Here is a 10,914-nt window from a genome sequence, read left to right on the forward strand (position 1 = left end):
CGACACAGCCGGCGTGGCCACCACCGTCAGGCTGTGCGCCGCCCATGGCGCGAGCATCGTGCCCCAGGGCGGCAACACCAGCCTGGTTGGCGGCTCGGTGCCCGACGCCGGTGGCGAGCAGGTCGTGCTCAGCCTGCGGCGCCTGAACCAGGTGCTGTCGGTGGACGAAGACAACCTCTCGATGACGGCGCAGGCGGGCTGCACCCTTGCCGAGGTCCAGCAGGCTGCGTCCCTCGCGGGCTTGCTGTTTCCGCTCAGCCTCGCTTCGGAGGGCACTTGCACACTCGGCGGTGTGCTGGCCACCAACGCAGGCGGCACGCAGGTGCTGCGCTACGGCACCGCACGCGAGCTGTGCCTGGGCCTGGAGGTGGTCACGGCGCTAGGCGAGGTCTGGACCCTGCTCAAAGGCCTGCGCAAGGACAACACCGGCTACGACCTGCGCCACCTGCTGATCGGCAGCGAGGGCACGCTGGGCATCATCACGGCAGCCAGCTTGCGTCTCTACCCGGCTCCCAAGGGCCGTGCCACCGCCCTGGTTCCCTGTGCCAACCCAGCCGCAGCGGTCAGCCTGTTGCGCCGGGCTCGCCAGGCCCTGGATGCCGGGCTCACCGCCTGTGAACTGATGGCCCCGATGCCGCTCTCGCTGGTGCACACCCACCTGCCCGACGTGGTGAAGGCGCTGGGTGGCCTGGGCTTGCCCACCGCCACATCCCTGCAGGCCCAGGGTGACCACAGCCCCTGGTGGCTTTTACTAGAAGCCGTGAGCCCGCGCTCCGACGACGATGCGCAGGAGCGCCTGGCCGGCGTTCTGCTCGAGGCCGGCAGCGCAACGGCTGAGGCCATGGAATCGGGTGGGCGCGAAGGCGCCAGCCCCTGCCTGGCCCAATCGCTGTCGCAGCGCGCGGCCATGTGGCGATTGCGCGAGGCCATCCCCATGGCCGAGAAAATCGCCGGTCGCATGGTCAAGCACGACATCGGCATGCCAACCTCGCACGTCCCCGAGTTCATCGACAAGGTCGGTGTTGCATTGCGCCAGCGCTGGCCGGAATCGGCGGTGGTCTGCTTTGGTCACCTGGGCGATGGCAACCTGCATTTCAACGTCCAGCCCCCGGCAGAGTTTGCCGACGGAGACGCCTTCGAAGCGTTCGAGCTCGCCGCCAACACGCTGGTGTTCGACACGGTGCAGGCCCTCGGCGGAACGATCTCGGCGGAGCACGGCATTGGCGAGTTGCGAAAGCACGAGCTGGCCAGGCGTCATCCCCCGGCAGCCCTGGGGGCGATGCAGGCCATCAAGCTGGCGCTGGACCCCAAGGGGGTGCTGAACCCGGGGCGGATCTTGCCCGCCACAAACGAGGACACCCCCTCAGCCTGATTGGAGCCGGAGCCGGAGCCCGAGCGTGGGCTCAGCGGCTGTCGAGCCGCGCCGACGGTCGCGCCTTCACTGCAAAGGCCCCTTGAGCGACTCCGGAATGGCCAGCGACATCACGTCGATGCCCTCTTCCTTCAGCTCGGCGACCTCGTCCTGATCGGCTTGCCCTCGCAGGGCTCGTTGCGGGGCATCGCCTCGGTGGATGTTGCGCACCTCTTTGACAAAGCCCTCGCCCACGTCTTCGGTGTGCTCAAGCACGTGCCGGACCGCTTTCAAGTACATCGCTTGGAGCACCTCGACGTCGGGCACGCCTGGTTCGCTGTCCACCGCAGCGGTCCGTGTCTGCAAGGCAGGAGTCGGTGGCACTCGGTGCTGTGCGCCAACCGTTTGCGCCCCCTCGCCCCGTCCGGATGGCACATGCCCCGACGGGTGCACGGGCTTGCCGGCCACCGAAGTTTGTGCCCCCGCTTTCTCGGCCTTGAGCGCCGACACGTTGAGCCGCACGGCGGACGGACGGCGCACCACCTCGGTCGAAGCACACACCGGGCAACTCACGAGCCCACGCGCCTGTTGAGATGCCAGGTCATCGGCCGAGGCAAACCAGCCCTCGAAGAGGTGACCATGTTCGCAATGGAGGTCAACTACCAGCATGTTGATCGCTTCGGCACGTCGCCGACATCAGGTCGCCACAACTGGCGGAGATTCAGGCCTCGACCCATTGCAGGGGCCAGTCACCGCCGCGCCACTTCTGCAGCCACATCATGCCGACGATGGTTTTCACGTCGGTCAACTCGCCGTCTCGAACCCAGGCCTCGAGTTCCTGCTGGCTGGCAGCGAACACGTCGAGGAACTCTCCCTCGTCGAGTTGACGCTCCCCTGCCTTCAGGCCCTGGGCGAACCAGATTTCGATGAATTCGTCGGCATACCCGATGACCGGGTGCATCACGCCAGCACGCGCCCAACGGGTCGCGGTGTAGCCCGTCTCTTCGAGCAACTCGCGCTGCGCGCAACGCAGCCCACCTTCGCCCGGGTCCAGCTTGCCTGCGGGGAACTCGATCATGACGCGCTTGACCGGGTGGCGGTATTGGCGCTCAAGCACCAGGCGCCCATCCGGCAGCACCGCCACGATCATCACCGCCCCCGGGTGCAGCACATACTCGCGGGTTGCCTGCTTGCCATCGGGCAAGCGCACTTCGTCGCGCTGCACACGGATGAAGGAGCCTTCATACGCCCGTGTCGAACTCAGCGTGTGCTCTGTCAGGTGGGCGTCGTCGTCCTGGTTCATGGGTGTCAGTCTGGCAGTGATCGGCTGCCACCTCGTGCATGGTTCAGTGCTTGCGCAGGTAACGCCAGACGAAGCCCGGAAAGGCCAGCGTGAGGAACACGCACAGCCAAACGGCCACGAACTCCCAGCGCACCACGCTGGCGCGGCCGAGGTGGGTTTCCAGCGCACGACCGAGCAGCGCAATCAGCGTGCCATAGGCCAGCAACTCCAGCACCCGCCAGGCCACCGTCTTGGGCTCTCGGCGCGGCCCGAAGACGAACAAACGCTCGTTCACAAAAGGCAAATTGGCCGCGATCAACGCGGCCAGCAGCACGGTGACGACGGCCCAGGAGGGGACCAGGCCCGTCATGCCGGGCCCCCTTGGCGAAGCTGCCTGTCCATCAACCGGCCAGCGACTGGGTGATGGCGCGAGCGCACAGCGACAGCAGGCCGCTCGGCAGGATGCCCAGCACGAGCACGGCCAGCGCGTTGGCCGACAGCAGCAGGCGAGCGCCCGAGCCTTCGGCCACGGTTTCCGTCTGCACCGGCTCGTCAAAGTACATGACCTTGACGACGCGCAGGTAGTAGAACGCGCCCACCAGCGACAGCAGCACCGCCACGATCGACAGCTGCAGCAGCAGCGGCGAGTTGGTGGTGATCAGCGACTGCAGCACGGCCAGCTTGGCATAGAAGCCCACGGTCGGCGGGATGCCGGCCAGCGAGAACATGAACACCAGCATGACAGCGGCCAGCACCGGGCTGCGCTTGGCCAGACCCGCCAGGTCAGAGACCTGCTCCGACTCGAAGCCAGGGCGGGACAGGACCATGATCAGACCGAATGTGCCCAGCGTGGTCAGCACATAGGTGAGCACGTAGAACAGCGACGAGCCATAACCATTGCTGGCCGACACCGTGTTGCCAGCGATCACGGTGGGCACGAAACCCAGCAGCATGAAGCCCAGCTGCGCGATGCCCGAGTAAGCCAGCATGCGCTTGAGGTTGGTCTGCGCGATGGCGGCGAGGTTGCCCAGTGTCATCGAGGCCACGGCCAGGATCATCATCATCTGCTGCCAGTCGGTGGCCAGGTTGATGAGGCCTTCGACCAGGATGCGCATGGTGATGGCGAAAGCCGCCAGCTTGGGCGCACCGGCGATCAGCAGCGTGGCGGCCGTCGGGGCGCCTTGGTACACGTCAGGCACCCACATGTGGAAAGGCACCACCCCCAGCTTGAAGGCCAGACCGGAGACGATGAACACCAGACCGAAAGCCAGCACCTGCTTGTTCAGGTCACCTGCCAGGGTGGCCTGGTAAACCTCGGCGATGTCGAGCGAGCCGGTGGCGCCGTACATCATCGACAGGCCGTACAGCAGGAAGCCAGAGGCCAGGGCGCCCAACACGAAGTACTTCATGGCCGCCTCGGTCGACTGCGCGTGATCGCGGCGCAGGGCCACCAGCGCATACAGCGACAGGGACATCAACTCCAGACCCAGGTAGATGGTCAGGAAGTTGTTGCCCATGATCATGATGCTGATGCCCAGCAGCGAGAACATGCTCAGGGTGTAGAGCTCACCCTTGGCCAGGTCCCGCGGGCCGGCGTACACCTGGGCGTAGACCAGGCTGCCCATGGTGGCCAGCGTGGCGCACAGGGCCAGCAGGTGACCCATCGGGTCGATCACGACCATCTTCTGCATGGCATAGGCCGTGGCACCGTTGTCGATCTCGACGAGGTGCAAGGCGGCCACCACGGCCAGCGAAGCCAGGGTGAGGTAATAGGTGGGACGGCGTTGAGGACAAGTGACGAACAGGTCCAACAACGCCACCAGGCAGGCCATGCCCAGCAGGACGATCTCGGGGGTCACCGCGAGCCAGTTCAGGTCAGTCATGTTGTTTCGGCCTTCAGTTCAGCTTGCTTTGAGCGACGTGCTTGAGCAGCTCGGTCACCGAGACGTGCATCACGTCGGTGAACGGCTTGGGCTGGATGCCCATCCACAGCACGGCGGCCGCCAGCACGGCCAGGATCAGGAATTCGCGGGCGTTGATGTCGCTCAGACCCCGCACATCGTCGTTGGTGACGTCACCGAAGTAGACGCGCTTGTACATCCACAAGGTGTAGGCAGCACCGAAGATCAGGGCGGTGGCAGCCAGGGCACCGATCAGGAAGTCGTACTGGACCGCGCCCAGGATGACCATCCATTCGCCCACGAAACCAGCGGTGCCCGGCAAGCCGCAGTTGGCCATCGAGAACAGCAGCGCGAAGGCGGCGAACTTGGGCATGGTGTTGACCACGCCACCATAGGAGGCGATCTCACGCGAGTGCACGCGGTCGTACAGCACGCCGATGCTCAGGAACATGGCGCCCGACACGAAGCCGTGGGCGATCATCTGGACCAGGCCACCGACCACGCCGAGTTCGTTGAAGATGAAGAAGCCCAGGGTCACGAAGCCCATGTGCGCGATGGACGAATAAGCCACCAGCTTCTTCATGTCACCCTGCACCATCGCCACCAGGCCGATGTAGATCACACCGATCAGCGACAGGGTGATCACCAGCGGCGCGAACTCGTGCGAAGCGTCAGGCACGATCGGCAGCATGAAGCGCAGGAAACCGTAGCAACCCAGCTTCAGCATGATGGCGGCCAGCACGGCCGAGCCACCGGTCGGTGCTTCGACGTGCACGTCGGGCAACCAGGTGTGCACCGGGAACATCGGCACCTTCACGGCAAAAGCCGCGAAGAAGGCACCAAACAACAGCGCCTGCGGCGTGGCACCCAGCGGCAGCTTGTGCCAATCCAGGATGCTGAACGAACCACCCGACTTGTAGTACAGGAAGATCAGGGCCACCAGCATCAGCAGCGAGCCCAGCAGCGTGTACAGGAAGAACTTGAAGGCGGCGTACACGCGACGCGGGCCACCCCACACGCCGATGATGATGTACATCGGGATCAGCGTGGCTTCGAAGAACACGTAGAACAGCATGCCGTCGAGCGCGGCGAACACGCCGATCATCAGGCCCGACAGGATCAGGAAGGCGCCGAAGTACTGGTGCGGGCGGTCTTCGATGACCTCCCAGCCGGCCAGCACGACGATGACGGTGATGAAGGCCGTCAACGGCACGAACCACATGGAGATGCCATCGACACCCAGGTGGTACATGACGTTGAAGCGCTCGATCCAGGGCGCCTTCTCGACGAACTGCATCGCTGCGGTCGTGGTGTCGAAGTCGGTCATCAGGGGGATGGTGACCAGGAAGCCGGCGATCGAGCCGACCAGGGCAATCCAGCGCGCAGCACCGGGGTTGTCCTGGCGACCGGCGGCCAGCAGCAGCAGCCCGAAGGCCACCGGGACCCAGATGGCCAGAGAGAGGATGTTGGACATGGTTTGCATGGGCGCTTCCTCGTGCTCAGGGTTGCATGAACACGAACCAGGTCATGAGGGCGAACACCCCCAGGATCATGACCAGCGCGTAGTGATAGAGGTAACCGGTCTGGAACAGGCGGACCACCGAGCCGATCAGGCCGACCAGCTTGGCCGAGCCATTGACCACCAGCCCGTCGATCAGGGCGACGTCACCGATCTTCCAGAAGCCACGGCCCAGCAGGCGGGCGCCTGCGGCCAGGACGTTCTCGTTGAACCAGTCCAGGAAGTACTTGTTCTCGCCGATGACGATGAGCGGGCGCAGCACCTTCGCGAAGAAGGCCGGGATCTGCGGGGCCACCAGGTAGAACACGTAAGCAGTGACCACGCCACCCAGCGCCAGGAAGAACGGCAGCGTCTGGAAGCCGTGCAGCGCCATGGCGGTGGCACCGTGGAAGTGGTGGGCCAGCTCGGCCATGGCCGGGTGCTTGGTCGCGTCAACCGTGATGGCGGACTTCAGGAAGTCACCGAACAGCATGGGCTCGATGGTCAGGAAGCCGATCACGACCGAGGGGATGGCCAGCAGCAGCAGCGGTGCCGTCACGACCCAAGGCGACTCGTGGGGCTCGTGGTGGTGATCGTCACCATGGTCGTCATGGTGGTCGTGCTCACCCGGGAAGGGCTTGTGGTGGAAGCGCTCCTTGCCATGGAAGACCAGGAAGTACATCCGGAAGCTGTAGAAGGCGGTCACGAAGACACCGGTCATGACGGCGAACTGGGCGAAACCAGCGGCCGGCAGGTGGCTGTGCTCCACCGCGATCAGGATCGAGTCCTTCGAGTAGAAACCGGCGAAGAACGGCGTGCCGATCAGGGCCAGCGAGCCCAGCAGCGAGGTGATCCAGGTGATGGGCATGCGCTTCCACAGTCCACCCATGTTGCGGATGTCCTGGTCGTGGTGCATGCCGATGATGACCGAGCCCGCACCGAGGAACAGCAGGGCCTTGAAGAAGGCGTGCGTCATCAGGTGGAAGACGGCCACGTTGTAGGCCGACAGGCCCAAGGCCACGGTCATGTAACCCAGCTGCGACAGCGTGGAGTAAGCCACCACGCGCTTGATGTCGTTCTGGATGATGCCCAAAAAGCCCATGAACAGCGCCGTGATCGAGCCGATCACCAGGATGAAGTTCAGCGCGGCATCCGACAGCTCGAACAGCGGCGACATGCGGGTCACCATGAAGATACCGGCCGTCACCATGGTGGCGGCGTGGATCAGCGCGGAGATCGGGGTCGGGCCTTCCATCGAGTCTGGCAGCCACACGTGCAGTGGGAACTGAGCCGACTTGCCCATCGCACCGATGAACAAGCAGATGCAGATGACCGTGATCAGCGACCAGTCGGTCTTGGGCAGGCTCAGGGCGGTCAGGTCATTGGCCTTGGCGAACAGCTCGGTGTAGTTGAGCGTGCCGGTGTAGGCCAGCAGCAGGCCGATGCCCAGGATGAAGCCGAAGTCACCCACGCGGTTGACCAGGAAGGCCTTCATGTTGGCGAAGATGGCCGTGGGCTTCTTGAACCAGAAACCGATCAGCAGGTACGACACCAGGCCCACGGCTTCCCAGCCGAAGAACAGCTGCAGCAGGTTGTTGCTCATCACGAGCATCAACATGGAGAAGGTGAACAGCGAGATGTACGAGAAGAAGCGCTGGTAGCCGTCGTCTTCTTCCATGTAGCCGATGGTGTAGATGTGCACCATCAGCGACACGAAGGTCACCACGCACATCATCATCGCGGTCAGGCCGTCGACCATGAAGCCGACTTCCATCTTGAGAGAGCCCAGGGTCATCCACTCGTAGACGGTGGCGTTGAAGGTGGCGCCATCGACGGCGACGGCCTTCAGCGTCATGGCCGAAATGATGAAGGACACCAGCACACCCAGGATGGTGATGAGGTGGGCAGGTCGGCGACCGATGTAGCCGCCAAACAGGCCCGCCACGATCGATCCGACCAGCGGCGCCAAGGGCACCGCCAGCAGGGAGTTGAGGGAAAGCTCAGACATGGTTCTTGTTCTCCTGGCGTCGCATCAGCCCTTGAGGGTGTCGAGTTCGTCCACGTTGATCGACGAGCGATTGCGGAACAACACCACCAGGATGGCCAGACCGATGGCCGACTCGGCGGCCGCCACGGTCAGGATGAAGAACACGAAAACCTGGCCGTCCATGTTCCCCAGGTAGTGGGAGAAGGCCACGAAGTTCATGTTCACGGCCAGGAGCATCAGCTCGATGGCCATGAGCAGCACGATCAGGTTCTTGCGGTTCAGGAAGATGCCGATGACCGACATCGCGAACAGGATGGCGCCGAGCGAGAGGAAGTGCCCGAGGGTGATCGAGGTGGTCATGCCTGGCCTCCTTCTTCTTGTTGAGCGGCAGCGGGTGCCTCGACCTGAGGCGCCACCTTGACCACGCGCAGGCGGTCGGCCTTCTTGACGCGGACCTGCTCACCGACGTTCTGCGAGCGCGAGTCCTTGCGCTGACGCAGGGTCAGGGCGATGGCGGCGATGATGCCCACCAGCAGGATGACCGCAGCCACCTGCACCGGGAACAGGTAGTTGGTGTAGAGGTCGATGCCCAGCGCCTTGGTGTTGGCCACCTGGGCGACTTCGGGCGGCATCGGCTTGGCCGTGGGCAGATCGAACCCGCGGGTCAGCACGAAGGACATTTCCAGCGCGATGATCACGCCGATGATGCCGGCGACGGGGAAGTGCTTCCAGAAGCCCTGACGCAGCGAGTCGGTGTTGATGTCGAGCATCATCACCACAAACAGGAAAAGCACCATCACCGCACCCACGTACACGAGCACGAGGGCGATGGCGAGGAACTCGGCCTGCAACAGCATCCAGACGCAAGAGGCGCTGGCGAAGGCCAGCACCAGGTGCAGGGCGGCGGTCACCGGGCTCTTGGCGGTGATCACGCGGAAGCCCGCGTAGACCAGCACGAAGGCGAAGGTGTAGAAAAGTAGGCTGAAGGTGTCCATGATCGGTCAGCGATATTTCGCGTCCGCCTCCTTGTTGGCAGCGATGTCTTTTTCGTAGCGATCGCCCACCGCCAGGAGCATGTCCTTGGTGAAGTACAGGTCGCCACGCTTTTCACCGTGGTATTCGAAGATGTGGGTCTCGACGATGGCGTCGACCGGGCAGCTTTCTTCGCAGAAGCCGCAGAAGATGCACTTGGTCAGGTCGATGTCGTAGCGCGTGGTGCGGCGCTGGCCGTCTTCGCGCACGGCCGACTCGATGGTGATGGCCATGGCGGGGCAGACCGCTTCGCACAGCTTGCAGGCGATGCAGCGCTCTTCGCCGTTGTCGTAGCGGCGCTGGGCGTGCAGGCCACGGAAGCGCGGCGACATCGGGGTCTTTTCTTCCGGGAACTGCACGGTGATGTGCGGCTTGAGGAAGTGGCGGCCGGTGACGGCCAGGCCCTTGAACAACTCCAGCAGGAAGAAGCTGGAGACGAATTCCTTGAAGGACGTGCTCATGGTGGGGGTGTCCTCTCAGTCTCAGTTCCAGATGTTCCAGGGCGACATCATCCAGACGCCCACGACGATCAGCCAGACCAGGGTGACAGGGATGAAGATCTTCCAGCCCAGGCGCATGATCTGGTCATAGCGGAAGCGGGGGAACGAAGCGCGCACCCACAGGAACATCGTGACGATGATGAAGGCCTTGATGCCCAGCCAGATCCAGCCCGGGATGAAGCTCAGGGCCTCGATCGGGGGCAGCCAGCCGCCGAAGAACATGATCGCGCACAGGGTCGAGACCAGGATCATGTTGGCGTACTCGGCCAGGAAGAACATGGCAAACGACATGCCCGAGTACTCGATCATGTGACCGGCCACGATTTCCGACTCACCCTCGACCACGTCGAAGGGGTGGCGGTTGGTTTCAGCCAGGCCGGAGATGAAGTACACGACGGTGATGGGCAGCAGAGGCAGCCAGTTCCAGGACAGGAAGCTCAGGCCCATGTCGGCGAACTGGCCCTTGTTCTGGCTCAGCACGATGTCGGTCATGTTGAGCGAGCCTGCGGTCATCAGCACGACCACGAAGCAGAAACCCATCGCGATTTCGTACGACACCATCTGGGCCGACGCACGCAGCGCACCCAGGAAGGCGTACTTCGAGTTCGAAGCCCAGCCGGCGATGATCACGCCATAGACTTCCATCGAGGTGATGGCCATCAGGAACAGCAGGCCGGCATTGACGTTGGCCAGCGCCACTTCGGGCCCGAAGGGGATCACGGCCCAGGCGGCCAGGGCCGGCATGATGGTCATGATCGGGCCCAGGAAGAACAGGCCCTTGTTGGCCGCCGTCGGCGTGATGATCTCCTTGAAGATCAGCTTGACCGCGTCTGCGATGGGTTGCAGCAGGCCGAAAGGACCTGTGCGGTTCGGGCCCGGACGGATCTGCGACCAGCCAATGGCCTTGCGCTCCCACAGGGTCAGGTAGGCGACGCAACCGAGCAGCGGCAGCAGCAGGGCCACGATCTTGATGAGCGACCAGACCACGGGCCACGCGGCTCCGAGGTTGGCAGCGCCAGCGTTGTAGAGGGTGTCAATCATTGCTTGTCTCCCCTGCCCTTCAGGCCTTTTCGACGCGGATGTTGCCGAAGGCAGCACCCAGCGTGGCGGTGGCGGCGTGGCCGGTGGGCACCCGCACGACGTTGGCCGGCAGGCTGGCGTCGAGCACGGCGGGCAGCACGGCCGAGGCCGAGTCTTGCGACACCTTGACCTGCGCGCCTTCGCTCAAGCCCAGCTCTGCCCACAAGGCAGGCGGCAAGCTCGCCACGGGCGCCTTGGCGTCGGCGGTCGCTTGCAGCGAAGGCGAGCGACGCACCAAAGCGTCGGCGCTGTAGATCGGCAGGTCGGCCAGGCGCTCGAGGGC

The 10,914-nt window shown here is 64.3% G+C and carries 12 protein-coding genes; 1 reads left to right on the forward strand and 11 read right to left on the reverse strand.

Annotation, left to right across the window (positions count from 1 at the left end; translation table 11 throughout):
- On the forward strand, positions 1 to 1,372 hold a 1,372-nt coding region (locus B2W70_RS17205; protein WP_286747674.1), incomplete at its 5' end, for an FAD-binding oxidoreductase.
- A 66-nt stretch (positions 1,373 to 1,438) separates the two neighbouring features.
- Here B2W70_RS17205 and B2W70_RS17210 read toward each other — a convergent pair.
- The 11 genes from B2W70_RS17210 to B2W70_RS17260 all read right to left on the reverse strand — a co-directional run.
- Positions 1,439 to 2,020 carry a DUF1178 family protein gene (locus B2W70_RS17210; protein ID WP_286747676.1) on the reverse strand — a complete coding sequence of 194 codons (582 nt, stop codon included), beginning with the start codon at positions 2,018 to 2,020 and terminating at the stop codon, positions 1,439 to 1,441.
- Positions 2,021 to 2,072: 52 nt separating this feature from the next.
- Positions 2,073 to 2,654 carry an NUDIX domain-containing protein gene (locus B2W70_RS17215; protein ID WP_286747678.1) on the reverse strand — a complete coding sequence of 194 codons (582 nt, stop codon included), beginning with the start codon at positions 2,652 to 2,654 and terminating at the stop codon, positions 2,073 to 2,075.
- Between the two features lie 43 nt (positions 2,655 to 2,697).
- Complete coding sequence (locus B2W70_RS17220) at positions 2,698 to 3,003, reverse strand: DUF2818 family protein (RefSeq protein WP_286747679.1); 306 nt, start codon at positions 3,001 to 3,003, stop codon at positions 2,698 to 2,700.
- 31 nt (positions 3,004 to 3,034) lie between these two features.
- Positions 3,035 to 4,516 (reverse strand): NADH-quinone oxidoreductase subunit NuoN, encoded by a 1,482-nt coding sequence (nuoN, locus tag B2W70_RS17225; protein ID WP_286747681.1) that lies wholly within the window; start codon positions 4,514 to 4,516, stop codon positions 3,035 to 3,037.
- Positions 4,517 to 4,529: 13 nt separating this feature from the next.
- Positions 4,530 to 6,008: an NADH-quinone oxidoreductase subunit M gene (locus B2W70_RS17230; RefSeq protein WP_286747764.1), complete on the reverse strand. Its 1,479-nt coding sequence runs from the start codon at positions 6,006 to 6,008 to the stop codon at positions 4,530 to 4,532.
- 25 nt (positions 6,009 to 6,033) lie between these two features.
- On the reverse strand, positions 6,034 to 8,040 hold the full coding sequence (gene nuoL, locus B2W70_RS17235; RefSeq protein ID WP_286747683.1) for an NADH-quinone oxidoreductase subunit L: 2,007 nt from the start codon (positions 8,038 to 8,040) through the stop codon (positions 6,034 to 6,036).
- 24 nt (positions 8,041 to 8,064) lie between these two features.
- Positions 8,065 to 8,379 carry an NADH-quinone oxidoreductase subunit NuoK gene (nuoK, locus tag B2W70_RS17240; protein ID WP_058089252.1) on the reverse strand — a complete coding sequence of 105 codons (315 nt, stop codon included), beginning with the start codon at positions 8,377 to 8,379 and terminating at the stop codon, positions 8,065 to 8,067.
- Positions 8,376 to 9,014 carry an NADH-quinone oxidoreductase subunit J gene (locus tag B2W70_RS17245; protein WP_058089253.1) on the reverse strand — a complete coding sequence of 213 codons (639 nt, stop codon included), beginning with the start codon at positions 9,012 to 9,014 and terminating at the stop codon, positions 8,376 to 8,378. Before B2W70_RS17245 ends, nuoK begins: the two co-directional genes overlap by 4 nt.
- Positions 9,015 to 9,020: 6 nt before the next feature.
- Positions 9,021 to 9,512: an NADH-quinone oxidoreductase subunit NuoI gene (nuoI, locus tag B2W70_RS17250; protein ID WP_058089254.1), complete on the reverse strand. Its 492-nt coding sequence runs from the start codon at positions 9,510 to 9,512 to the stop codon at positions 9,021 to 9,023.
- Between the two features lie 21 nt (positions 9,513 to 9,533).
- Complete coding sequence (nuoH, locus tag B2W70_RS17255) at positions 9,534 to 10,592, reverse strand: NADH-quinone oxidoreductase subunit NuoH (protein WP_286747691.1); 1,059 nt, start codon at positions 10,590 to 10,592, stop codon at positions 9,534 to 9,536.
- A 19-nt stretch (positions 10,593 to 10,611) separates the two neighbouring features.
- A partial coding sequence (locus B2W70_RS17260; protein ID WP_286747692.1) for a molybdopterin dinucleotide binding domain-containing protein occupies positions 10,612 to 10,914 on the reverse strand: 303 nt, incomplete at its 5' end.

Source organism: Aquabacterium sp. UBA2148 (assembly GCF_002328915.1).
GTDB lineage: Bacteria > Pseudomonadota > Gammaproteobacteria > Burkholderiales > Burkholderiaceae_C > Aquabacterium > Aquabacterium parvum.